The sequence below is a fragment of the Deinococcus deserti VCD115 genome (assembly GCF_000020685.1).
GTDB classification, from domain to species: Bacteria; Deinococcota; Deinococci; order Deinococcales; family Deinococcaceae; genus Deinococcus; species Deinococcus deserti.
The window spans coordinates 1,603,554-1,627,096 of record NC_012526.1 but is presented as its reverse complement, the minus strand read 5'-3'; the positions used below and the strand labels follow the sequence as shown (position 1 = coordinate 1,627,096).

Sequence of the window (23,543 nt, the reverse complement as noted above, 5' to 3'; positions counted from 1 at the left end):
CGTGTCTGAACGGCGCCGCAGGAGAGCAGCGCCGCCTGGCCTATGCTGGGCGTCATGCGCGTCGTGCTGAAACTGGGAACCAGTGTGCTCACCGCAGGCACTGACCGCCTGCATCGTCCCCGGCTGGTGGACCTGATCCGGGGTCTGGCCGCCGTCCGGGAGGCGGGACATGAGGCGGTGCTGGTCTCCAGCGGCGCCGTGCTGGCCGGCTGGGAGACACTGGGCTTTCCGCCGCGGGACCGGACCGTTGCCGAGAAACAGGTGCTGGCCGCCGTCGGCCAGAGCCGGCTGATGCACACCTATGCGCAACTGGCTGACCTGTACGGCATGAACGTGGCGCAGGTGCTGCTGACCGCCGACGATTTCCGTAACCGGACCCGGTATCTCAACGCCCGCACCACCCTGGAAGGATGCCTTTCACGCGGGGTGCTGCCCATCATCAACGAGAACGACGCGGTGGCCGTCGAGCAGATCAAAGTGGGAGACAACGACACGCTGTCAGCCTTCGTGGCCAATCTGGTGGAAGCGGACCTGCTGGTGATCCTGACCGACGCACCGGGGCTGTACACGGCAGACCCCCGTCTGGACCCGCACGCGACCCTGATCCCTGAGGTCGCCCGTGTCACGCCAGAAATCTGGGCCCTGGCCGGCGGCGCCGGCAGCCACCGCGGCACCGGGGGAATGCACACCAAGATTCAGGCCGCCGAGATCGCGACGCGCGCTGGTACGCCTGTGGTGATTGCCCCGGGTGACGCTCCCGACGCCCTGAGCCGCGTGGTGGCCGGTGAGGCCCTGGGCACCCGCTTTCACGCCTCCGGAAGCCGACTGGAAGCCCGGAAGCGCTGGATCCTGGCCGAAATCACTACCGGGCGCGTGCACCTCGACGACGGGGCGGCGCAGGCTGTGCGGGAGCGTGGGGGCAGTCTGCTGCCGGCTGGTATCCACCGGGTAGACGGCACCTTCGGCCGGGGACAGACGATCAGTCTGCTCGCGCCGGACGGCTCCGAGGTGGGCCGTGGACTGAGCCGGTATGCCTCTGTGGATCTGGCGCGCATCGCGGGGCACCACTCACGCGAGATCGAGGGCCTGCTGGGCTTTACCTATGGCCCCGAGGCGGTACACCGGGACGATCTGATCCGGTTGTAGTGATGGGCTGGGCGGCAGGTTCCGGTGTGGTCCCTATACTGCCCTACGTGCTCCTGCCCCTGCTCACGGCTGCTCTTATGACTTTCCAGGACCCGGCGGGTGACGCGCGTGGCGACGGTGGCTACATCCTTCCGCAGCGTCCTGCGCTGACCGAGTCCATGCTGGATCTGCGAAGCTTCAGCGTACAGACTGTGACCCAATCCGGCCCCCGCACCATGCGGCTGATCGTTGGCCTGGGTGAAATCGGCAACCCATGGCAGGCGCCCTCGGGTTTCTCAGCCAACGTAAGCGATATTTTCGTACGTACAAGTGTCGGTGGAATCCGGACGCTCGGTGATACCGGGCTGCAGGTGCGTGGATCAGGTGGGTGGCACTACCACGTGCGCGTGACTGGCTTCGGCAGCACCCTGCATGCTGCCCCGACCGAACCGGGAGGCGCCGCAACGCTGCTGGAGGCCCCCAGCGTGCGTGTCGAAGGAACCAATCTGGTCATCGATACGGCCATCCCGGCCGGGCGCTATGCCTACTGGGTAACCAGCAGCGTGTTCTCGCCGCTGTCGCCGGGAGGTGTCATGCGGCCGTCTGAGAGCACCAGTCCGCTGGCGCTGCAGGCAGCCCGCGCCAGTGGACCTACGCCTGTAGACGTGCTGGCGTCGGCAGACGACGCGCAGGCATTCACCACAGGAACGCTGGCGCCCGTAGGCGAGACCCGCGACCGTCAGACGCTGACCCTGGTCGGTCTGGGCCTGGCGGGCCTGCTGCTGACCATCTGGGCCACGGTGCAGGTCTGGCGGCGGCCAGCCAGCCTGATGAGGACAGGGCAATGAGTGGTGCGGTCGCTACCGGGGCGACATCCCGTGTGCCCGCCCCGCTGCTGATCCTGGCGGCAGCGGTGTTGTGGGGACTGTTGGGCATTCTGGGCAAGCAGGCCCAGGCCGCGGGTGTCGGAGCCCTGGAAGTGGCGTTCTGGCGCGCGGCGCTGGGGGGCGGACTGTTCGCCCTGCATGCGGCCCTGACCCGCAGCCCGCTGCCCCGCGGACGCGACCTGCTGGTCACGGTGGGATTCGGTGTGGTTGGCGTCAGCGTGTTCTACGCGGCTTACCAGTTGGCCGTTCAGGCTGGAGGAGCAAGTCTGGCGTCCGTGCTGCTGTACACCGCGCCGGCATTTGTCGCGCTGCTGGGCTGGGCTCTGCTGCGTGAGCGCCTGGGCCGCCGTGAGGGCGTAGCGGTGGCCGGAACCCTGGGAGGCATCACCCTGATCAGTCTGGGCGGCGGCCAGGGCGTGAACGTTACCGCTGCGGCGCTGGCCTTCGGATTGCTTTCGGGACTGACCTACAGCCTGTATTACCTGTACGGCAAGGCCTATTTCGACCGATATGCTCCGACCGCACTGTACGCCGTGGCGCTGCCAGTAGGCGCGCTGGGACTGGTGCCTTTCGTAGAATGGGCCCCCAAAACGGGAGCTGCGTGGAGCAGCCTGGGCGCCATGGCTGTGCTGTCCACCTATCTGGCCTATCTGGCATACAGTGCGGGCCTGCGCCGTCTCCCAGCCACCCGCGCCAGTGTGATTGCCAGTCTGGAGCCGGTCGTTGCGGCGCTGCTGGCAGCGGTCCTGTTTGCAGAACAGCTCTCGGCACTGGCCCTGCTGGGGGCTGCCCTGGTCATCGGCGCAGCGCTGATCCTCAGCGTGGAGAAAAAGACTGCCCATCCAGCCGGCGAGTAGCGCCTCCGGCGGATGGGCACAGGGTCCTGGCGTGATGTTCAGCGAGGCTGCAGGTTGAAGTCCCACTCGTAGGACCGGCCCCAGGGCAAGGCCGCATCCTTCAGGGTGTATTCCTGTCCCACCCGGAGCGGAAAGTATTCCTGGGCCAACCGGAGCAGCGTGGCCTGACCGGCCGCGGTATTGAGCTGATCTTCCGGAAGAGACGCCCGGAGAGCGGCGCGCACCCTGGAGCTGTAGATCACGTCATTGGCAAACTCACGGGCCAGCAGCGCGTCCTGACGCACGGGGTCTACCGGGCCCAGACTGACTCTGGCATGTGCCAGCGCGCTCCCCAGGTTGTTCCCCGGGGTTCCCCAGGCTGCCAGCGCCCTCAGGTTGGCATGCTGACGCAGCGTCTGCAGGTCGCGCCACAGCCGGGTATTGCCCAGGTTGACCTTTTCCACGTCGGCCACAGCTATCGGTCCCTGGCGCAGCAGGGTGCTGATCCGCACGGCCGCACGCCTCGGGTCGCCGCCGTTGAAGACATACAGTGTCAGGTCCGCGGGTCCCTCGACCACCTGGAAACCACTGGCTTTTGCATGGTTTTCCGCGCTCTGGGTCAGGGTGATGCCCTCGTAGCGGATAACCTGCCGGGCAGCTTGAGGGACGCTGTACTCCACGCGGACCGTCGCTTCCTGGCGGGTCAGCGCACGTGCAGTCAGCATGGACAGCACCTCGTCAGCACCGGGATAGATGCGCACGTTCTCTGGAGCCTGGCGCTGCAGTGCTGCGCCCTCGCGCACAGCCGGGCTGTTGGCCAGCGCATCGTCCCAGGTCACATGAAGCTCCTTGAAGACTCCGGCTCTGGCCCACTCCAGCATGGTCCGGACAACCTCCAGGTTGCGTGCCCGGTTGGTGGCGTCAGGTTCACGGGGCAGGGTGATAAAGGCATATACCGGCTGCCCGGTACGGGCCTGCCACGCGCGCAGGGGTTCAAGGCGGGCCACAGCCTGAGCCGCCGTCAGTTCGCTGGTGCGCGACTGCACCAGTCCACCATAGGCCAGAGCGTCCAGCGCCACGATCAGCGGATCACTGCTGGCAGGCCGGGAGTTTAGCCACGACATCAGGGCTTCGGGATCAGCGCCGCGCTTGGCGTCGCCAAGCAGCGCTGCCTGCGGAACCTGAGGCGAGCCGCCTGCCAGGGAAGCGATCAGGGCCGGCAGGACACGTGTCGCCGGCCGGGAATCCAGAGGAATCAACGTCTGTGCACTGGCCAGACCCGTCAGCGCAGCTCCAAGGAGAGGAAGTGTAAAACGCAGTGGCATGCAGGCAGGCTAGGGGGAAAGCGTGAGCGAAGACCCACAGAATCATGGGTGAATACTGCGCAGGACCTGAGAAACGTATCCGACCGGTCAGAGGTGAGGCCTCGGCCTGGTATCAGCAGGTGGAACTGTGAACAGGACTGGGGTGAAGAGGGCAAGGCGGTATGGGCGATTTTGCTGCAGCCGGGCGCCTGCTGACCTCCAGGCAACTTAAGGCACAAGGCCCGCCTTCCACGTCGTAGCCTCATCGCATGAAGCTGACCGACCTGTGGAGACTCGCCTGGCGTGGACTGACCCGCCGCAAGGTCCGTACGCTGCTGACTGCGCTGGGAATCACGGTTGCAGTGGCCAGCATGGTGGTTTTTCTCTCGCTGGGTGAGGGGATTCGTAAGGTCTTCAGCGCAGAGCTGGGCAGCATCGGGCCCGACATTCAAGTCAGCCTGAACGGCCTGTCACAGGGCTTCTCGCCGCAGCCCAACCTGCCTCAGAGCGTCGCCTCCGATATCCAGCGGCTGGCTCCCGAGCTCGGAATCGCGTCCGTAACCCCAGTAGTGATGACAGTCCGTGGTGGTTTTGATCCCTCCCGAAGTGCGGTGCTGTATGGTCTGCCCGCTCAGCCGGGAATCCACGCGGTTTTTCCCAAGGTGTCGGCGGCGCAGGGAAGGCTGCTGAGCGCCAGCGACGAAAACAGCAATGTGGCGGTCGTCGGCGCCAAGGCCGCCCAGAACCTGGGACTGAAAATTGGCAGCCAGCTCAATCTCAACCGGCGAAGCTCCGTGCGGGTGGTGGGCGTGCTGCAGCCTGAGTCCGGGCTGGTGGACAGCTTTCTGTTCCTGCCTCTGTCCACTTTGCAGGCCGCAGAGGGCGCGCAGAACCGCGTGTCGCTGGTGGCCGTCAAGCTCCAGGACCCTGCGCGTGCCCGGGAAGTGGCCGGCGCGCTTTCCAGCCGGCTGAAGCTTGAAGCCCAGACCCAGTCTGACTTCCTGAACTTTCTGGAGAGGGCCCTGCGCATCGGCGACGCCGTGCGGTTTGGGATTTCCATGATTGCCGTGATCGTCGGTGGACTGGCGGTTGCCAACACGGTGATGATGGGCGTATTCGAGCGCACCCGTGAATTCGGCACCCTGCGCGCCATCGGGGCGCGTCCAGGATTTGTGCAGGCCCTAGTCTTGACTGAATCCCTGCTGCTGTCGCTGGCGGGAGGCGTTGGCGGACTGCTGCTGGGCCTGGCCGGAATCGGGGTGGTCAATTTCTATACCCAGCAACTGGCGGGCGTAGAGGCCGCAGCGCTCACGCCGCGCCTGACCCTGCTGGCCCTGACCATCAGCCTGCTGCTGGGCCTGCTTTCGGGCCTGCTGCCTGCACGCAGTGCCAGTCGCCTGAATATCACCGACGCGCTGGGGCGGCTGTAATGACCGCGCCGTCACAAGTTCAGCTGTGCGCGGAGAATCTGTCCCGCGAGTACCCCAGTGGAGAGGACCGGGTGCTGGCCCTGGCCCCACTGACGTACACCTTTCCAGCGGGCCTGACAGCGGTGGTCGGTCCATCAGGGAGTGGCAAGAGCACCCTGCTGAATCTGCTGGCGGGCTTCGACCGGCCCACGACCGGGCATGTCCTGGTGGGGGAGACCGACCTGACCGACCTGACGGAAGCTCAGCGCGCCGACTTCCGGCTGGCCCACTACGGGTTTGTATTTCAGAGCCACAATCTGGTGGGCATTCTGACAGCCCAGGAAAATGTGGAGTTTCCACTGACGCTGGCCGGTATGGGACGCCGGGAGCGTCAGGCGCGCGCCCGCGACCTGCTGGCTCAGGTGGGACTGGACAAGCGCGGCAGCCATCTGCCGTCCCAGCTGTCGGGTGGGGAAGCCCAGCGGGTGGCCATTGCCCGTGCCCTTGCGTGCAACCCCCCCATCCTGCTGGCAGACGAACCCACCGGGAACCTCGACAGCCGGACTGGAGAGCGGGTCCTGAGCCTGTTGCAGGGCGCGGCCGGGAGCGGCCGCACGGTGGTGCTGATCACCCACGACCGCGAGATTGCCGCCCGTGCGGATCATCATCTCAGTGTGCTGGACGGTGTCGTCACGCCTGCCTGAACGCGAAAGCGGGAGCAGGCGGTGGGGATCCTCTCCGGCTCCTACCGCCTGCCCAGCTGTCATGTCTCCACGACTCTTCCCGTTCAGCGTTTTACGCGGGCGTAGGAGTCGCGCAGCCAGAACAGCCGGCCCCGCTCGTCCTTAAGCTGGACGACGACCTGCACCGCTTCTCCATTCTGGACTCCGTCGCCGCTGCCCCGCGCCAGACCCGACACGCAGGCTGTCTGGCCACAACTGGGTGCCGGGTCTCTGCGGTAGGGTGCGTCCCACACGCCGCCGCCAGTCACGACATATACGTTCAGCGGCGTCACGCGAGGCGTCGGCGCGCGGCTGGTATGTAACCGCACCTTGACACCAAAGGTTTCTCCGTTGAGGCGTGGCGTGGCCTCCAGCCGCAGAAGCTGACCTTTAAAGTTCAGTGCAGTCGGAGCGCTGAGCAGGTCACCGGCCAGGGGAGCAGGTCCGCTGCCCAGCGAGCCGCATCCCACAAGGCCAACCACAGCTGTGGTCAGAACAAAGGATGCGGCTCGCGTCATGAACTCAGTTTAGTTGCCCTGAATGAAGAAATAACGTGGAACCACAGTCAGGTCCTGCACGTTTTGCTCACCAGTTCAGATCCGGGACCGTCACAACCTGGTCTGCAGGGACGTCAGTGGTCAGCGGGTACGTCAGGGTGTAGGTTCCTGGAATCACCCGGCTCAGGACAATGATGTTGCCGTCCACCCGGGCGTTCAGGTTGGCGAGGCTGGGTCCCTGGACACCAAGAGTGCCCCGTATGGCTGATGTGCCCGGCAGGGGATCAATCAGGCGCACGTTTTCCAGCGTGCTGTCCACAGTCAGCACCAGGGTGACAACGTAGCCCTGTGGTCCGGCTTCGACACTTTTTGCCAGGGTAGCCCGTGCCCCGCCCTGCACACTACGGGTGACGTTGGCACCCCCTGGGTTGCGGACCCGTGTCTGACCGGTGGTCCGCAGCCCGGCCGGGTCAAGGACGGCCTCGGCCGTATCGCTCCGGCAGACGCGCACCGGGACCTTCAGGCGCAGGGGCTGGTCGTGCGTGAATTCGCCTGGTATCTCCAGAGGGTAGTCGCTGGTCCAGCCGGCAGGCAGGTTGAGCTTCAGGCGGCTGGGCAACCGGAAGGGGAACGCCGTCTTCGCTATGGCAGTCAACTGTGTAACGTCGCAGGCGTTCAGAAGATCCGGCGAAGTGATCAGGGTCAGTTCAGTCTGCACCCGGTACTCCAGGGTCACGCGGCCGGTGCCTGCATCGGGTACGCGCCCCGGCAGAGGCTGCACGAAGGTGCTGCCCGGCAGGGCGCCTGGTTTCACCGGATAGTCTCCTGGGGCCAGCGGCAGGGTAGCTGGAGTCGTCAGGGTCCGGCCCGCCACCTCGAAGGGCACGCCGGTCAGCGGCAGACGCTGGTCACCGTAGATCGCTACGGCGTCCACCGTGAGCTGGCCCTCAGGAGGACGGACCACGAAACGGATCTTGTTGAAGCCCGTCTGGTAGCGGACCTCGCTGGGGGAGACGATGTTGCCGGTGCCCTGAATGATGCTGCTGCTGACCGGCACGTAGCCTGGGGGCAACACCGGACGCACGACCGTTTCGCCGATCAGGGCGTAGCTCGCGCCGGGCACCGGACGGCCCTGCGGGTCCACCACGTCGACAAGCAGCTGATTGGAGATCTTCAGGTCGGCGGGAGGAGTAAAGCCGCCGACCCTGGCAGGTGTGGGCTGGTCCCCCAGACGGAACGAGTAGCGCACCGCATTGCTGTACTGCCTCGTGGTCGGAAGCACGCGGATAAACAATTGCCACTCGCCCACCATGTCTGCCGTGACAGTCACCCGGTCGGTGGCTGTTTTGCCGTTGTCGCTGGGCGCCAGATCCACCCGCGCTCCACCCGGCCGGACCAGCCAGGTCTCAGCCTCACGGGGGCCGTCCAGGTCGTAATTCAGCACACTGAAGGTTTTCCCCACCCAGGAAGCAGGCACGTTCAGCCGGGCGGCCAGCAGGGGAGTCTGCTCGGTGTCGCGGGCGTTGACACTGAAATCGCTGGTTTCGAGGCTGAAAGGCGCACTCACGCGGAGTGCGAAGGAGTTTTTTCCGTCTCCCTTGCTGCTGACCTTCAGCGTGTAGGTGCCGGCATTCAGGCCACCGGCAAACAGGCTTTCCCAGGTATGCGCACGGTTGGCCGCGTAGCGCCTCTCCGCCACCAGACCGCCGGGCCCGCTGAGCGTGAAGATGCTCTCGAAAGGCTCGTTGGTTTTGTACAGCTCATCTCCGAAATAGCCCTCACCACGGCGACCGTCGGCATAGTCCGCCAGGTTGAGGGTAGGAGAAAACACTTCCAGGTTCAGGGGTTTGCCGGCGTCCTGGGGCGAGACCTGAATCACATAGGTTTCCTGAGCCTGTGGCCATTTCTGACCAACCGATACCAGCGGCAGGATACCTCCAGTCTGTGCGTGGGCTGGCGCAGCGCTCAGCAGCATGCTCCCGAGCAGCAAAGAGAAGGAGAGGGCGCGGCGGGAGGAGAGTTGTGGCATCACTGAAAAAAGCATACACGCGCCCGGAGCCGGGCAAACCGGAGAGGGGTAGCATGGCCTGCATGCAGTCCCGTGCCTACGCCTTGATCTCTGAAGCTGCCCTGCACCACAACCTCAGTGGCCTGTCTGCCCGCGCCGGTACTCGCCTGTTGCTGCCGGTCAAGGCCAATGCTTACGGTCATGGCCTGGAGCTGATCGCCCGGCAGGCTGCCGCTCACCCGGATGTGTGGGGACTGGCCGTGGCGACTCCGCGAGAGGCGCAGGCTGTTGCGCTCCTGAACCTGGGCAGGCCGGTGGTGCTGTTGACTCCGCCGACTCCGGACGAGGTGGTGCCGCTGGCTGACCTGGGCGTGCGCCTGCCGGTGTCGTCCCTGGAGGAGGCTGAGGCTTTGCCTGTCCATGCCCGGGCGCACCTGAAGGTTGATACCGGCATGAACCGCCTGGGTGCCCGCCCGGACGAGGCCATCCGGATCGGACAGAGGCTGGCCGAGCGTGGCGTTCTGGAAGGAGCCTATACCCACTTCGCCACCACCGACGAAGAGGACCTGAGTTTTGCGCATGAGCAGCTTCGCCGATTTCGCAGCGTGATCGCTGCCCTGCCTCCGGTGCTGGCCCACTGTGCCAACGGGGGCGGGATCCTGAGTCTGGGACACCTGGGGGATATGGGGCTTTCCCGGCCAGGATTGGCGTCGTACGGATTTGCGCCGGCCCACCTGCAGCGTGTGGTTCCCCTCACCCCGGTCATGACCCTGCGCGCCACCGTAACCCAGGTCCACAAGGCATTTGCCGGAGAGAGCGTGAGTTATGGCGGGCTTTGGCAGGCTCCGCGGGATACCACCCTTGCCACAATCGGCTTTGGATACGCCGACGGCTATCCCCGCAACGCCACCCTGCGGGCCCATGTTCTGGTGCGTGGTGAGCGTAGGCCAGTGGTCGGCCGGATCTGTATGGACCAGTGCATGGTGGACGTCACCGGGCTGGAGGTCCGCGCGGGTGATCAGGTGGAGTGCTGGGGCAGCGGCGACCTGACAGTCAGTGAGGTCGCGGGCTGGGGAGACACCATCGAGTACGAGGTGCTGACCGGATTGGGGGAGCGCGTTGAGCGGGTGGCCGTTCCGTAAACCGGCGTGGACGACTCGGTTGGCTGCGTCCCTGGATCAGCTTCGCAAGTCTCAGAAAAAACGGCTCACGTCACGCACGACGACGAACAGCATCAGCATCATGACGAAGGCAAAGCCAGCAATATTGATGGCCTGCTCCTGGGCAAAGGTCAGCGGGCGGCCTTTGAGAGCGCCCAGAAGGACAAGTAGAATTCGCCCGCCGTCCAGACCCGGAATAGGAATCAGATTGAAAAACGCCAGTGACAGGTTAAGCATAATCGCCACCTGAACCAGCGCCCACGGACTCAGCTCCGCGGCGCGACTGACGATCTCGGCCGTGCCGATGGGCCCGCTGACGTTTTCGTCGCGTGAAATGTCCAGAGTGACAAAGCGTGCAAACAAGGAACCGAAGGCGCGCAACACCTGCGGAACGACCTCCACGGTGGTGGTCACCGAGGCTGCGAACGCGGCGGGAACACTCACCGGCTGTATGTCGGGGCCGTAGCGGATGCCCAGCAACTGGCGCTGACCGTTGACGGTCGGCTGCCAGTCGAACCGAACCTCGCGGGTTCGTACAGCACCCCCCTGTGTAGAGCGCACCGTGAATACATGGGGTCCCGGGCGGGCCAGGGTGGTACGCAGAGTTTCCCAGCCGGCCCGGGTCTGTCCGTCTGTGCTGACGATATCGGGGATGTCCTGGCCGTTGATGGCCGTAATGACGTCCCCGGCTTTCAGGCCCAGGGCTTCAGCGCGTGAACCGGCATTGACCGATTCAATGCGCGCCCGGTCCGGGGCTGGCATGCCCTGCGTGGAAAACAGAGCGGTCATCAGTCCCAGTGCCAGGATCAGATTCATCAGCGGGCCTGCAAGGAGGACGGCAATTTTGCCCAGGGCAGGCAGCGCGGCAAAGCCCCGGGTGGGGGAACGCAACTGTCCGCCTGGGCCCTCCTCAGGGGCCATGCCGTCAATCTCCACGTAGCCCCCGATCGGCAGCAGGCTCAGGCGCCACTCGGTGCCGCGCCAGCTGCGCCGAAGCAGCACCGGTCCCATGCCAACACTGAAAGATTTGACCGGTACCCCCTGCGCCCTGGCCAACGCGTAGTGCGCGAGTTCATGCAGGAAGGTGGCGACGCTGAGCAGAACGGCCGTCCAGATCAGCCCCAGGGGCGTCAGGGCAGCCGCAATGCCTTGAATGACACTCATGCCTGCACCCCGCTTTGCACCAGTTCTCGTGCGCGCTGAGTGGCCCAGGCGCTGGTCTGTTCCAGACTGTCCCAGGTCAGAGTGTCGTGCGGCGTCTCGTCCAGCACGCGTTCAATCAGCTTTGGAATCTCCATGAACCCAATCTCCCCGGCCAGAAAAGCCGGTACCGCCACTTCGTCGGCGGCATTCAGTGCTGTCGGCAGCAGACCGCCTGCTTCACCTGCCCGGTAGGCCAGCCCCAACGCAGGGAACCGGGTGATGTCGGGCTTGCGGAACTCCCAGCTTCCGTCCAGCGGCCAGCCCAGATGCCCAGCCACTTCGGTTCCCCGCCGGGCGCCGCGCACATCCCCCGGACGCTGCATGCCGCTCGGCGCGGCGTCCATGGCATAGGCAATCGGCAGGCGCATGTCGGTCGGGCCAAACTGTGCCTTGAGGCTGCCGTCCCGGAAGCGTACCGCGGCATGAACCACACTCTGTGGATGGACAACCACCCCCACCTGTGACAGGGGCAGTCCGTACAGGCTGGCGCACTCCATCACTTCCAGCCCCTTGTTCATGAGGGTCGCCGAATCAATGGTGATTTTCTGGCCCATACTCCAGGAAGGGTGCTTGAGGGCCTGCGCCGGCGTCACCCGACTGAGATCTGCCGGGCCATCCCGGAAGGGGCCACCGCTGGCCGTCAGAATCAGTTCGGCGACGTCTTCAAGGTGCTCGCCGGTCAGACACTGGTAGATGCCGGTATGTTCCGAATCCACCGGCACCAGTCGTCCGCCTCCCTGTGCGGCGGCGGCCCAGATCAGCCCGGCGGCCGTCACCATGGCCTCCTTGGTCGCCAGAGCCACAGCCTGACCAGCTTCGAGCGCCGCACGGGTCGGAGACAGACCTGGCAACCCGCTCATGGCATTTACGACTACGTCTGCCGGCTGGGCAGCAGCTTCACCGGGATCGGCGATGACCTTGACTGTGCTGAAACGCTCTCTGGCCTCCGCATAGACCGACAGGTCCACACTGATCAATTCCGGGGAAAACTCGCGCGCCTGTGCTTCCAGCAGGTCCAGATTGCGCCCGGCAGCCAGGACGCTGACCGTCCACCCACGTTCACGCACCACATCCAGCGCCTGCGTGCCGATACTCCCTGTGCTTCCCAGAACCGTAACCTTCATGTTGCTACAGCATGCCTCAGCCGGGCCGGGGCGAGTGTGGAATGCACCGCGGGATCAGAAGGTTGCTTCTGATCCCGCGGCGGTGCCTGATCGGTTCTCAGCGCGCGAATACGCTGATGTGTAAAAACAGGTAGGTTGCCGGCACTGCAAACAGCAGGCTGTCCAGCCGGTCGAGAAAGCCGCCGTGGCCCGGCAGGCTGCGGCCACTGTCCTTGGTGCGCAGCGCCCGTTTGATCAGGCTTTCCGACAGGTCCCCCAGCTGGCTGGCGCTGGCGACCAGAATGCTGTACAGCAGCGCGTCCAAGGGAGACCAGATCTGCGCCACCTGGGTCATGATCAGCACCGTCAGGAAGCTGAACAGCAGCCCCCCGACCGCGCCCTCTACAGTTTTTCCGGGGCTGACTTCCGGGGCCAGCTTGCGGCGCCCGAAATAATGGCCGCCGAAGAATCCACCGATATCAGCGGCGAAGGTCGCCAACAGCGGCAGGGCAAAGTACAGCAGCCCGGCGTCGGCGTTGGGCGTGTAGCGCAGCATCAGGAAATACCCCAGCAGCCACGGAACATACAGCAGGCCGAACATGGAATAGACCACCCGTTCCAGCGGCCGTTCGCCGGGCCGGATCACTTCCATGACCAGCATGTACCCCAGGGCCACGGTCAGTACCGCCTCACGCCAGGAACCGTCGGCCCACGGGGTCTGGGGCCACATCGGCAGGCTCGCGAAGATCAGCGCCATGCTGAAGACAGCCAGGGAGACACGCCGCACGTCGATGTCGTTGCGGTCGAGCATCCGCACGTACTCGTACAGACCCATGGCGCTCAGGATCAGCAGCGCCGGTACCATGGCCCAGGCACCGATCCAGACAATGACGCTGAGAATCCCGAAGCCAACGACGGCCGTCAGGACACGGGTGCTCAGCGTCTCCATGCAGCACTCCCGGAAGAACAAGGAACGCGCCGCCGGGCTGGCCGGCGGTCACGTCTCCAGGCGCCAGTGCGCCTCACCCGAGGATTTCCTGCTCCTTCTTGTGGAACGTGCTGTCAACGCGGGCAATAAATTCGTCGGTGATCTTCTGAACTTCTGCTTCGCCGCGCTTGATCTCGTCGTCGCCGACACCCTCGACTTTCTTGACCTCGTCGAGAGCGTGCTTACGGATATTGCGCACCGCGATGCGAGCATCCTCGGCATAGTTCTTGGCGTTTTTGACCAGATCCTTGCGCCGCTCTTCTGTCAGCATGGGCAGGCTGATAAAGATGGTGTCCCCCTTGTTGTTGGGGTTCAGGCCCAGGTCGCTGTCACGGATGGCCTTTTCAATCGGTCCCAGCGCGCCGCGGTCCCAGGGCGTGATCACCAGGGTGCGCGCGTCGGGCGTCGTGATGCTGGCCACCTGATCGATGGGCATGGTGGAACCGTAGTAGTCCACGATGACCTTTTTCAGGATGCCGGGGTTGGCGCGGCCGGTGCGCAGCACGGAAAGGTTACTTTCCAGTGCTTCGATGGCCTTGCCCATGCGTTCGCGGGCGTCGGCCTGGATGGATTTCATGTCTGCCATGGTGGAAGTCTCCTTACAGGGAAGTGGACGGAGTCTAGCGTGTGGCGTGCCAGGGGCGAAATGGCGCGCCGCCCGCATTTCAGCTCTGAATCAGGGTGCCGACCCGTTCACCCTTGAACAGGCGGCGCAGGTTGTCTTGCTGGAACAGGTCGAACACCACCAGCGGCAGGTTCTTGTCCATGCACAGCGTCAGGGCTGTGGCGTCCATAACCTCCAGGCGCCGTTCGACAACCTCCAGGTGTGTCAGCTGATCAAGCCGCTGGGCATCCGGGTTCTTGCGTGGGTCACTGTCGTACACGCCGTCCACCATGTTCTTGGCATAGAACACCGCCTCGGCGCCAATTTCCAGGGCACGCAGGGTTGCGGTGGTGTCTGTCGTGAAAAAAGGGGCGCCGTTGCCCCCACCCAGAATGACCACGCGGCCTTTTTCCATATGCCGCATGGCGCGGCGGCGGATGTACGGCTCGGCCACGGCCTGCATCTGGATGGCGGTCATCACACGGGTGGGCTGCCCGGCGGTTTCCATGGCGTCCTGCAGAGCCATGGCGTTCATGACCGTGCCGAGCATACCGATGTAATCGGCTGTGGCAGGGTCCATGCCTTTGCCGTTGCGTGCGCCGCGCCACAGGTTGCCGCCTCCGATGACGATGGCCAGCTCCACATCGGTGCCGTCCAGGGCTCCAATAATCAGCCGTGCAAGTTCTGCGGTGGTGTCGGGGTTGATACCAAACCCGTTTTCGTTGGCAAGGAACTCACCGGAAAGCTTGAGCAGAACGCGTTTAAACATGAGAACCTCGCGGTGAAGAGGGAAGGAAGACAGAAAAACGTCCGGCAACCACAGAGGGCCGCCGGACGGTTAAACAGCAGGTGCGGGGGCCCGTGTTGCGGGTCTTACGCGCCGATTTCGAAGCGCACGAAGCGCTTGACGCTGGCATCACCAAGGTACTGTCCCACGGTCATGCTGTTGTCCTTCACGTAGCGCTGCTCGGGAAGAACCTTCTCTTCGTAGAACTTGCCGATCTGGCCGCTGACAATCTTCTCGACGATCTGCTGGGGTTTACCCTCGTTGAGCGCCTTGTTGGTCAGGATTTCGCGCTCTTTCTCGATGTCGTCCTGGTTGACTTCATCGCGGCTGAGGTACTGGGGGCGCTCAGCGGCGACGTGCAGAGCCACATCCTTGGCCTTGGTTTCGTCGCCACCCGCGACGTCCACCAGCACGCCGATCTTGCCGTTGCTGTGCACGTACCCGGCCACCTTGTCGCCTTCGATGTAGGCCACGCGGTTGAGCACCAGGTTTTCGCCGATCTTGCCGGCGGCTGCGGCCACCACAGTGCCGACGGTCTCGCCGTCCATGCTGAAGTTGCGGAACTCCTCGACGTCGTTGGTCTTGGCGCTCAGCGCGGTCTGGGCCAGCTTCTCGACCAGTGCCTGGAAGTCGCTGTTGCGGGCGACGAAGTCGGTCTCGCTGTTGACTTCCACGATAGCAGCGCGGTTGCCCTCCACCACGAAGCGAACGATGCCTTCCTTGGCTTCACGGTCAGCCTTCTTGGCCGCCTTCACGATGCCGCGCTCGCGCAGCAGTGCTACAGCCTTGTCTTCGTCGTTCCCTGCGTCGGACAGGGCCTTCTTGACGTCCATCATGCCTGCGCCGGTGAGTTCGCGCAGCTTCTTGATCGATTCCATCATGCTTGGTTACCTCCAGAGAGTAGATAAAGAGCTTGTGCAGGCCCCTGGCCCCGCTGGGAGCGGTCCAGGGCAAAGAGGGCGAAGTCCGTGCGGCGTGGCCCGGACAGCACCCTCCTGGGGTCCTGCAGGTGCGGCCTTAAGCCTGGACTTCTTCGGCCTGCTCGTCGGTCTGGGCGCCCTGCTCCATGCCCTCGGCCGCGACATCCTCGCCGCCGCCGCGCGCTTCGACCAGCAGGTCGCCGATGCGGTGGGTGATCAGCTGGATGCTGCGGATGGCGTCGTCATTGCCAGGCACGATGTAGTCGATGACATCCGGGTCAGAGTCGGTGTCGGCCAGGGCGATGACGGGGATGCCCAGCTTGTTGGCTTCCTGAACGGCGATAACTTCCTTGGTGGGGTCCACCACGAAGATCGCGTCGGGCAGACGGGTCATCTTACGGATGCCGCCGACAAAGCGCTGGAGGCGCTCGCGCTCGGCGCCGAGCTTGATACGCTCGGCCTTGAGGCGGTCATTGATGCGGCCAGACTCGAACAGTTCATCGAGTTCGGTCAGGCGGTCGATGCGGGTGCGCATGGTTTTGAAGTTGGTGAGCATGCCACCGAGCCAGCGGCTGGTGACGAAGGGCATGCCGGTGCGGCGCGCTTCGAGCTCCACGATTTCCTGGGCCTGCTTCTTCGTCCCGACGAAGAGAATCACGCCGCCGCGCTCGGACAGGTCTTTGATGTAATCGAAGCTGCGGTCAACCTGCTTGAGGGTCTTCTGCAGGTCGATGATGAAAATACCGTTGCGCTCGGCGAAGATGAAACGCTTGAATTTGGGGTTCCAGCGCTTGGTTTCGTGGCCGAAGTGAACGCCTGCTTCGAGCAGCTGCTTCATGCTGATGTACGACATCATGACTCCTGAGCGTTAGAGATCGGGAAGAGTTTGCCGTCCTCGTGCCAGCCTTACGTCAGTTGACGCTTCTTGGGCCAGGCTCCCACGCGACGCTCGAGCGCGAGGGGGCAGGGATCACGGGGGCACCCAAACCGAGAGTATACCGGCTGTTGAGCTGCCTGGGAATAGGGGAGACCTTGGTCCACCTCTTGTCAGAGCTCCGCCAGAGCGATCTCGCCCAGCTCCATGACCTTTTGTGCCTGTTGCTTCTGCCCATCTTCCAGATGCCAGGCGGCAGACAGTCCGGCATAGGCGACTGTCCACTGCAACAGCCGGCGGCGGCTCAGTCGGGCAGCCTCCGCAAGAACAGTGGCCTGCTGTGCCAGGCGGCCGGGGCGGCGGGCGTGGTCCAGCGTGGGATTGCATAACACGTTGGCAAAGTCGAAGGTTCGCTCTCCGATCAGGCCCTTGGGATCTATGGCCAGCCAGCGTCCCTGAGAGCTGCGCAGGACATTGCCGTGGTGAATATCGCCGTGAAGTGGGCATACCTGCTGTGGACGGCGCAGCAGGTCCTGTGCTGTTTCCCAGGACCGCGCCAGCAGCCCTCCATCAGACGCTGCAGCTTCCAGTGCCCGGAACCAGTGGTCCAGAGGCACAAGCTCCGGATACGGCTGGGCACGAGGCGCGTGCAGCCGGGCAGCTGTGCCACACAGAATCCGGGTTGCCTGATTGTCTTCACCGGCCTGCGCCAGCGTGACCAGTGAGGGCCCGGAGCCCAGGCGCTCCATCAGCAGGGCAGCGCCTTCATGCTTCAGGACCCGGGCGGCCCCCTGACCATTCCACCACACCATCAGCTGGTGGCCCCGCTCCTCCTCGGCGGCGCGGGCCACCTTCAGCATGGCGTGCTTGCCGTCCCGCAGGACTGGCAGCAGGTCACTGGTGGGGGTGTGAATGGGAGCGCCGTCCGGGGTCAGTGACCAGAGGTCAAGCCAGTACGAGAACATTACGGCCAGTGTCCATCATTCGGCTGACGCCTACAGCCGGGACTGGGGCATTACACTTGCGCGGTGATGGACTGGGTGTACGCCATTGTTTACGGCATCGTGGAAGGCATAACGGAGTTTTTGCCGATCAGCTCCACGGGCCATCTCATTCTCACCGGCAACCTGATGGGCGTGCCCTGGAGCAAGGAGGTCAAGGACGCCTTCGAGGTGGTGATTCAGGGCGGCGCGATTCTGAGCGTGCTGGTGTACTACTGGCGCGACTTTCTCAAGATCCGTCATCTGGGCCATGACCGCAGCCAGCAGACCCTGTGGACGGGAGTTCTGGTCGCCACCATTCCAGCAGTGGTTCTGGGACTGGCGTTCGGAGACCAGATTCAGGCGGTGCTGTTCAAGCCCAGCGTCGTTGCCTGGGCGCTGATCGTCGGCGGCGTCCTGATGTGGCTGATCGAGAGCCGCCGGGTACAGCCGCAGGTTCATGCCATCGAAACGATCGGCGTGCGCCGCTCGCTGCTGATCGGCGTGCTTCAATGCCTGGCGCTGGTGTGGCCCGGCTTCTCGCGCAGCGCCAGTTCCATCCTGGGCGGTATGGCGCTGGGGCTGGACCGGCCCACTGCCACCAAATTCAGCTTCTATCTGGGTGTACCTACCCTGGGGGGCGCCGCTCTGCTGAACCTGGTCAAGGAGCGCGAACTGATTTTTGGCGAGATTGGCCTGCTGAACGTGGTGCTGGGCGCCGGGGTCAGTTTCGTGGTGGCCTACCTGGCCATTGGCTGGCTGCTGAAGTTCGTCTCGACCAATAATTTCAAGGGCTTCGCGGTGTACCGCGTGGCTGTGGGCGTGCTGATTCTGGTGCTGATCGCCACCGGGGTCATGAGCAACGGCAGTCTGGCCTGAGGTCCAGCCACGTCAAGGGGCAGGTTCATCTGGCAGAATCAGCCTATGCACCCGCCGACCCTGTACCGCCCGTTCCTGGACGGCCAGTACAGCGTGTCGGCGGGACTGTTCCGTCTGGGCGTCCAGCCCATCCCCTGGCGTGAGGACGCCCGGCCCGAGAGTCATACCTTCTCGCTGGACCACGAATACCCGCGTTTTATTGCCAGCAAGGTCGCGGCTCATCGCCGGGGCCTGTACCAGTATTCGGGCGAGGCAGGACTGACGCCCGACCTGCGGGAAGCGGCCCTGACCCATGTAGCCGGGACACTTGCCGCCGAGAGCGGAGGCGCCCTGCACTGGAACGGCATCACCCTGCGCAACGACCTGCTCGGCTGGGAAGCTGACCTCGACCCCCGCTGGGGTGCTGTAGGGACTGTGCGCCGGTTTCCGGCGCCGCACGCGAACCTGGTCCAGGGCGTGCAGGCGGTTCACGCCCTGGACTTTCTGGGCCTCAATACACAGGAGGACCTGGCGATCATCGCGCGCGACGAGCGCGCTGACTGGCTGGCGGCCACGCACGTGCTGTCCCCGCAGCACTGGGACCCCAGGGATAAGCTGGGCCGCGATTTTGTAGCCGTACACACGCCTGTCGCTGGAAGCGGCCCCATGAATGCCACCGCACCCCGACTGGTGGACGCCGTTATCCAGCGCGGACCGTTTGTGCGTTTTGCCTGGGGTCTGAGCATGAGTGACCGCCTGGATCACCATCCGGCCGGGCCTCCCGACGCCGACCGGCACTCCGACACCCGCTTCAACCCCGACCATGCGTTCCTGCGGGTGGAGCGCCAGACACTGACCGGCTTTCCCCAGGCCAGCGGCGCGCTCTTTACGATCCGGCCGCTGACCACGCCCCTCAGGGACGCTGTGGTTACCGCTGAGCAGGCCCTGGCCCTGGTGCGGGCGCTGCGAAGCATGACCCCAGACCAGATTCGTTACAAGGGACTGGAAACAATTCTTAAAGACGTCCTGTCCTGGCTGTCTGACCAGGCCATAGACTCAGACACGTGATTCTCTGCCATGCGCCACTTCGCCGCGCTCTGCTGGCCCTGTTCGTGCCTCTGGCCATCACGGCTCTGGGGAGTTGCGACACGCCTGCCGGGTCCCAGGCCACCACACAGACCACCACCAGCGCTGCTCCGAACCAGGCTGCACAGACCAGCAGAGCTCCAGCGACCCTGCCCGCCCCCACATCAGCGCGGGACCCTCACAGTGGCCTGCGCTGGATTGCCCGCAGTGAGCTGCCTCCTGAAGGCCGGGAGATGCTCAGGCTGATTGCCCGCGGTGGGCCGTTCCGGTACAGCAGGGACGGGGCTGCCTTTGGCAACCGCGAGAGGCTCCTGCCACAGGCAGAACGGGGGTATTACCGCGAGTACACCGTTCGGACACCTGGTGAATCTGACCGTGGGGCCCGCCGGCTGGTCTGTGGTAGACAGAGCGAGACAACGGTCGCCGAGTGTTATTACACGGCCGATCACTACGCCAGTTTCAGGAGGGTCCGGCCATGATCCAGATTTTCAATGGTCCACCGGCAGGCCTGCAGGTTGCGCCGCATGACGTGCGTATCCTGGCGGCTGGACATCAGGTGGCCGTGCGGGAAGTGGACTTTTCAAAGGTTCACGATAAAGACAGCCTGATGCTGGCTTTTCTGTCCGGTCTGGGGCTGACGGACCGCTTTGGACACAACTGGGACGCCCTGTTCGACGTGTTGACGGATCCTGCGAGTACGTCCAGGCGTCTGGCCCTGGTGCTGTATGACTATGCCCGCTTCCGGAACCGCCGGAACAACCTCAGCGCACAGCTTGAGTCCGTCCTGATTGATGCGCAGCGCGCAGCGGCAGAGCAGGGGCGTGACCTCTGGCTGCTGATGGAGGAGGCCGACAGCAACACGCGGCACTGGTAGACACATGCGCTTCCGGGCCTGGTCGTTATTTTTTAAGGCGGCGTTCAGCCCGCGTGCATGGGACAGCGTGCTGCACTTCGGGGAGTCGTCCAGGCTGGGGTCTGCCTGACAAAATTCGGGGTGATTTCCTGATCCAGATACTGCCTGGACCACACCGGCGTGGTGGCCGGCGAGAGTGGGGGAATCAGCCACGACCAGCGGCCCCTTACCCGGCGCCCTGCGCGGGCCTCCTCCGCCGCGAAGCGCTCGAACTGCCGGGTGACCGCATGGTGATCGGAAATTCGCACGCCAGCCTGGTCAAACGAATGCAGAACGGCCACATTCAGCTCCACGAGTGCCCGGTCCTGCCACAGTGAGCGTCGCCGGCTGGTGTCGAGGCCAAGGGCCTGAGCCACAGCCGGCAGCATGTTGTACCGATGCTCGTCGGCCAGATTGCGCGCCGCGATCTCGGTCTGGAGATACCAGCCGTTAAATGGCGCGCAGGTCATGTGCTGGCCTGCGACGGACAGCGTCATATTGCTGATCACGGGCAGGGCCGGCCAGCGCAGCCCTAGGTCTCCGATGGCCGGGCAGTCCGGATGCGTGATCAGAACTTCCTGGGTCACGTCCTGTGGAAGGGTAAACAGTTCGGTTCGGCCCGTGTCACTCTGAATGGCAACCGGCAACAGGTCGAAGGAGGTTCCTTTGCCTCCAGCCCAGCCCAGCTTCTGCAGGTACTGCGTCAGGGCTACGTTCTGAGGGTCGCCTATGACCGTGCCGTCAGCTTGCACATATCCGGCATAGCGCAGAAGCTGGTCGTTGACGATACGCACTCCCGGCCCGAAGACGCTGATGACCGGCCTGATTTTCCCGCCTGCATAGGCCATGCGCAGATGTTCGATCAGTTCCGTAAAAATCTCATCTGGCTGCGTCACATAGCGGCGGTCACGGACCTGGAGCGCCGCCCACGGCAGGCGTCCGATACACCGGGTGCTGTTGCGCCAGGCCACACGGGCTCCATAGGCCAGTTCCTCTTCGGTAAGGACCGGGTCCCGTGCCCAGGCCGACAGCCGGGTTTCAATCCCCGGCCGCCGGGTCTCGACGTGGTATTGCCGAATGAAGGACTCGGCTTCCACATCGGGACGGTAGATCACTCGGGCTTCCACTTCCATATCCTGGCCAGAGAACTGCAGTGGAATGTCCCAGAAATATAGAGATCAGCTGCATTGTCCAGAAGAGCTGGCCTGTCTGCCTCATCCTTGTACCCGAGAGATAAATGAGATGAGGCAGGCTATGCTCAGCCTGCCCTGGTCTCAGCCTGGAGAGTCACTCAAGAAGACCGGCTATTCGCCGTCAGTTTCCACCGATTGGCTGGGTTTAGGTGCCTGTCCAGGACCCTGCATTCCGTCATAGCGGCCCAGCCAGCGTGCAGCGTGACCGTAGGGATTCATCACCGGATCAATGGTCATCTCGCGTGCCGTGCGGTTTCCCTGGGTGCTGCGCGCCAGGGCCAGAAGGTTGGCTTTGGGCGATCGGTCCTCGTACAGCAGCCCGTTTTTCTCCTGGAAGGTGTCGGTAAGCTGGGTATAGCAGAAGCCCGACAGCCCGTGAGCCTCGTAGATGGCGGCCATCAGCGCTTCGTAGTCCTTGAGGAAGTCGGCTTCGCTCTGCGACTCGCTGTACCCCCACCCGCTGGTGTGGTCCGGGATATAGGCGATTCCGCCAAATTCGGACAGGACCACCGGATGCCCCGCTTCCTCGAACCCTGTCAGCGTCAGGACACGGTCGGCTGGCTGCTGCATTTTCAGCGTCTGGCGCGTGATGTCCAGGCTGGCGTAGCGCTGGCGCAGCACTTCTGGATCGTCTTCATAATCGTGGATGGTCAGAATATCGGTGGCGATGTGTTCCCAGCCGTCATTCCCGATGACCGGCCGGGTCGGATCGAGCGTCTTGGTCAGGTAATACAGCGCCCTCACGTAGTCCCGGTGAGCCGGGTTCGTTGGCAGGTCCGGCACGCCCCAGGATTCATTGAGGGGCACCCATGCCACGATGCAGGGGTGTGAGATGTCACGCGCGATCACCTCTGTCCACTCCTGGGTCAGGCGCTCTACCGCACGCTTGGAGAAGCGGTAAGGGCTCGGCATTTCCTCCCAGACCAGCACGCCCAGGACATCGCACCAGTACAGCCAGCGCGGACTCTCGATCTTCTGGTGCTTGCGTGCGCCGTTGAACCCGAGCTGGCGGATCAGTTCCACATCGCGCCGCAGTTCCTCATCCGTAGCCGTCATCAGGCTGTCGGGCCAGTATCCCTGGTCCAGCACCATTTTCAGGTAATACGGCCGGCCGTTGAGCAGGAAGCGGTTTCCAGACACGGTGACCGAGCGCAGGGCGGTGTAGCTGTACACCCGGTCAATAACTTCCTCACCGACCATCAACTCGACCTGGGCCGTGATCAGCTGTGGATGCCGTGGACTCCACAACAGTTCGTTGCGGAAATCATCGATTCCTGGGTCGGAGAGAGAGATCTGGCGGGCGATTTCTTCATGCCGCATCCCGTACCGGTCTTCCACCAGCAATTCTTCATCGCGGTAAAGCCGGACCCGCAGGGTCAGACCCTCGGGCAGCGGGCCCTCGATCTCGGCCGTCATTCCGATTTCCCACTGCTCCATATTGCTGGTCCAGGTCAGGCGCCTGATGTAGGTCATGGGGACCGCCTCGAGCCAGACGGTCTGCCAGATACCGGTGGTGCGGGGGTACCAGATGGAATGCGGCTCACGCTGCCAGTCCTGCTTGCCCCGGGGCTTGGCCAGGTCGTAGGGGTTATCGTGAGCCCGAACTACGATCTCGACTGTCTCGCCTGCCTGGGCCTGCTGCGTGATGTCCGCAGTAAACGGCGTATGTCCGCCTTCGTGGTGGGCGACGATGCGGCCGTTGGCCCACACAGTTGCGACGTAGTCCACCGCTCCAAAGTGCAGCAGCAGTCGCCCCTTCCGTTCTTTTTCGCTCAGGGTGATAGTGCGGCCGTACCACACCACCGAGTGAAAACTTTCGTCGTGGATCCCACTTAAACGGCTTTCTGGAGGATAAGGAACCTCGATTTCACCGTCAAATGTGACCTCGCTGGGGTGTTTCCAGCGGGCATCATCGTCAAAACAAAACCGCCACGTTCCATTTAGGTCGCGCCAGTCTTCGCGTTCCAGCATGGGTTCTGGGTGGGTCGAGTACTTCACCATGTCTCCTCTCGAGTCGGTTGAGGGTAAAGGCGGTTGCCAATGCGTCGTCACTCTCCATGGGGGTTGAGGCCGGTCCATGAACAGAGGGGGGGCCAGCATGTGACAG

23 protein-coding genes are annotated in these 23,543 nt (G+C 64.2%); 10 read left to right on the top strand and 13 right to left on the bottom strand.

Features of this window, described 5'->3' with window-relative positions; all coding sequences use genetic code 11:
• Nucleotides 1–54: 54 nt before the first annotated feature.
• Genes proB through DEIDE_RS07725 form a run of 3 tightly spaced genes read left to right on the top strand, consistent with a single transcriptional unit; the run spans nucleotide 55 to nucleotide 2,869 of the window.
• Nucleotides 55–1,146 (top strand): glutamate 5-kinase, encoded by a 1,092-nt coding sequence (proB, locus tag DEIDE_RS07735; RefSeq protein ID WP_041227495.1) that lies wholly within the window; start codon nucleotides 55–57, stop codon nucleotides 1,144–1,146.
• A gap of 47 nt (nucleotides 1,147–1,193) precedes the next feature.
• On the top strand, nucleotides 1,194–1,973 hold the full coding sequence (locus DEIDE_RS07730; protein WP_242402887.1) for a glucodextranase DOMON-like domain-containing protein: 780 nt from the start codon (nucleotides 1,194–1,196) through the stop codon (nucleotides 1,971–1,973).
• Nucleotides 1,970–2,869 carry a DMT family transporter gene (locus DEIDE_RS07725; protein WP_012693391.1) on the top strand — a complete coding sequence of 300 codons (900 nt, stop codon included), beginning with the start codon at nucleotides 1,970–1,972 and terminating at the stop codon, nucleotides 2,867–2,869. The genes DEIDE_RS07730 and DEIDE_RS07725 overlap by 4 nt, the downstream gene beginning before the upstream one ends.
• Before the next feature lie 38 nt (nucleotides 2,870–2,907).
• On the opposite strand, the gene DEIDE_RS07720 is transcribed toward DEIDE_RS07725, so the two are convergent.
• Nucleotides 2,908–4,173: a DUF4127 family protein gene (locus DEIDE_RS07720; protein ID WP_012693390.1), complete on the bottom strand. Its 1,266-nt coding sequence runs from the start codon at nucleotides 4,171–4,173 to the stop codon at nucleotides 2,908–2,910.
• A gap of 248 nt (nucleotides 4,174–4,421) precedes the next feature.
• On the opposite strand from DEIDE_RS07720, the gene DEIDE_RS07715 reads away from it, so the two are divergent.
• Both DEIDE_RS07715 and DEIDE_RS07710 read left to right on the top strand, forming a co-directional pair.
• Nucleotides 4,422–5,582: an ABC transporter permease gene (locus DEIDE_RS07715; RefSeq protein ID WP_012693389.1), complete on the top strand. Its 1,161-nt coding sequence runs from the start codon at nucleotides 4,422–4,424 to the stop codon at nucleotides 5,580–5,582.
• Nucleotides 5,582–6,265: an ABC transporter ATP-binding protein gene (locus tag DEIDE_RS07710; RefSeq protein WP_012693388.1), complete on the top strand. Its 684-nt coding sequence runs from the start codon at nucleotides 5,582–5,584 to the stop codon at nucleotides 6,263–6,265. Before DEIDE_RS07715 ends, DEIDE_RS07710 begins: the two co-directional genes overlap by 1 nt.
• Nucleotides 6,266–6,348: 83 nt before the next feature.
• Here the strand turns inward: DEIDE_RS07710 and DEIDE_RS07705 are convergent, their stop codons facing one another.
• Both DEIDE_RS07705 and DEIDE_RS07700 read right to left on the bottom strand, forming a co-directional pair.
• Nucleotides 6,349–6,801 (bottom strand): hypothetical protein, encoded by a 453-nt coding sequence (locus DEIDE_RS07705; protein ID WP_012693387.1) that lies wholly within the window; start codon nucleotides 6,799–6,801, stop codon nucleotides 6,349–6,351.
• 67 nt (nucleotides 6,802–6,868) lie between these two features.
• Nucleotides 6,869–8,809, bottom strand: coding sequence for a hypothetical protein (locus DEIDE_RS07700; protein ID WP_012693386.1), 1,941 nt, complete (start codon nucleotides 8,807–8,809; stop codon nucleotides 6,869–6,871).
• Between the two features lie 62 nt (nucleotides 8,810–8,871).
• Between DEIDE_RS07700 and alr the strand changes: the two genes are divergently transcribed.
• The gene (alr, locus tag DEIDE_RS07695; protein WP_041227493.1) at nucleotides 8,872–9,930 is read left to right on the top strand and encodes an alanine racemase; all 1,059 of its coding nucleotides are present in this window, start codon (nucleotides 8,872–8,874) and stop codon (nucleotides 9,928–9,930) included.
• Between the two features lie 51 nt (nucleotides 9,931–9,981).
• Here the strand turns inward: alr and DEIDE_RS07690 are convergent, their stop codons facing one another.
• The 8 genes from DEIDE_RS07690 to DEIDE_RS07655 all read right to left on the bottom strand — a co-directional run bounded on the left by DEIDE_RS07690 (nucleotide 9,982) and on the right by DEIDE_RS07655 (nucleotide 17,392).
• Nucleotides 9,982–11,112, bottom strand: a complete 1,131-nt coding sequence (locus DEIDE_RS07690; RefSeq protein ID WP_012693384.1) for a M50 family metallopeptidase — start codon at nucleotides 11,110–11,112, stop codon at nucleotides 9,982–9,984.
• A complete protein-coding gene (dxr, locus tag DEIDE_RS07685; RefSeq protein WP_012693383.1) occupies nucleotides 11,109–12,275 on the bottom strand; it encodes a 1-deoxy-D-xylulose-5-phosphate reductoisomerase in 1,167 nt (388 codons plus the stop codon). The genes DEIDE_RS07690 and dxr overlap by 4 nt, the downstream gene beginning before the upstream one ends.
• 97 nt (nucleotides 12,276–12,372) lie before the next feature.
• Complete coding sequence (locus tag DEIDE_RS07680) at nucleotides 12,373–13,203, bottom strand: phosphatidate cytidylyltransferase (protein ID WP_012693382.1); 831 nt, start codon at nucleotides 13,201–13,203, stop codon at nucleotides 12,373–12,375.
• A 73-nt stretch (nucleotides 13,204–13,276) separates the two neighbouring features.
• Nucleotides 13,277–13,828 carry a ribosome recycling factor gene (frr, locus tag DEIDE_RS07675; RefSeq protein WP_012693381.1) on the bottom strand — a complete coding sequence of 184 codons (552 nt, stop codon included), beginning with the start codon at nucleotides 13,826–13,828 and terminating at the stop codon, nucleotides 13,277–13,279.
• Nucleotides 13,829–13,907: 79 nt separating this feature from the next.
• Nucleotides 13,908–14,615 carry a UMP kinase gene (gene pyrH / locus DEIDE_RS07670; protein ID WP_012693380.1) on the bottom strand — a complete coding sequence of 236 codons (708 nt, stop codon included), beginning with the start codon at nucleotides 14,613–14,615 and terminating at the stop codon, nucleotides 13,908–13,910.
• Nucleotides 14,616–14,719: 104 nt separating this feature from the next.
• Nucleotides 14,720–15,514 (bottom strand): translation elongation factor Ts, encoded by a 795-nt coding sequence (gene tsf / locus DEIDE_RS07665; RefSeq protein ID WP_012693379.1) that lies wholly within the window; start codon nucleotides 15,512–15,514, stop codon nucleotides 14,720–14,722.
• A gap of 136 nt (nucleotides 15,515–15,650) precedes the next feature.
• Complete coding sequence (gene rpsB, locus DEIDE_RS07660) at nucleotides 15,651–16,406, bottom strand: 30S ribosomal protein S2 (protein WP_012693378.1); 756 nt, start codon at nucleotides 16,404–16,406, stop codon at nucleotides 15,651–15,653.
• A gap of 194 nt (nucleotides 16,407–16,600) precedes the next feature.
• The gene (locus tag DEIDE_RS07655; RefSeq protein ID WP_012693377.1) at nucleotides 16,601–17,392 is read right to left on the bottom strand and encodes an aminoglycoside phosphotransferase family protein; all 792 of its coding nucleotides are present in this window, start codon (nucleotides 17,390–17,392) and stop codon (nucleotides 16,601–16,603) included.
• Nucleotides 17,393–17,458: 66 nt separating this feature from the next.
• Here DEIDE_RS07655 and DEIDE_RS07650 point away from each other — a divergent pair, with 66 nt between their 5' ends.
• Genes DEIDE_RS07650 through DEIDE_RS07635 form a run of 4 tightly spaced genes read left to right on the top strand, consistent with a single transcriptional unit; the run spans nucleotide 17,459 to nucleotide 20,225 of the window.
• Nucleotides 17,459–18,286: an undecaprenyl-diphosphate phosphatase gene (locus DEIDE_RS07650; RefSeq protein ID WP_012693376.1), complete on the top strand. Its 828-nt coding sequence runs from the start codon at nucleotides 17,459–17,461 to the stop codon at nucleotides 18,284–18,286.
• A 45-nt stretch (nucleotides 18,287–18,331) separates the two neighbouring features.
• Nucleotides 18,332–19,333: a heme-dependent oxidative N-demethylase subunit alpha family protein gene (locus DEIDE_RS07645; RefSeq protein ID WP_012693375.1), complete on the top strand. Its 1,002-nt coding sequence runs from the start codon at nucleotides 18,332–18,334 to the stop codon at nucleotides 19,331–19,333.
• The gene (locus DEIDE_RS07640) at nucleotides 19,330–19,830 is read left to right on the top strand and encodes a guanyl-specific ribonuclease (RefSeq protein WP_012693374.1); all 501 of its coding nucleotides are present in this window, start codon (nucleotides 19,330–19,332) and stop codon (nucleotides 19,828–19,830) included. Before DEIDE_RS07645 ends, DEIDE_RS07640 begins: the two co-directional genes overlap by 4 nt.
• Nucleotides 19,827–20,225 carry a barstar family protein gene (locus DEIDE_RS07635; RefSeq protein WP_012693373.1) on the top strand — a complete coding sequence of 133 codons (399 nt, stop codon included), beginning with the start codon at nucleotides 19,827–19,829 and terminating at the stop codon, nucleotides 20,223–20,225. The genes DEIDE_RS07640 and DEIDE_RS07635 overlap by 4 nt, the downstream gene beginning before the upstream one ends.
• 44 nt (nucleotides 20,226–20,269) lie before the next feature.
• On the opposite strand, the gene DEIDE_RS07630 is transcribed toward DEIDE_RS07635, so the two are convergent.
• Nucleotides 20,270–21,376, bottom strand: coding sequence for a nitric oxide synthase oxygenase (locus DEIDE_RS07630; RefSeq protein ID WP_041227175.1), 1,107 nt, complete (start codon nucleotides 21,374–21,376; stop codon nucleotides 20,270–20,272).
• Nucleotides 21,377–21,547: 171 nt separating this feature from the next.
• Complete coding sequence (locus DEIDE_RS07625; protein WP_012693371.1) at nucleotides 21,548–23,437, bottom strand: glycoside hydrolase family 2 protein; 1,890 nt, start codon at nucleotides 23,435–23,437, stop codon at nucleotides 21,548–21,550.
• Nucleotides 23,438–23,543: the final 106 nt, after the last annotated feature.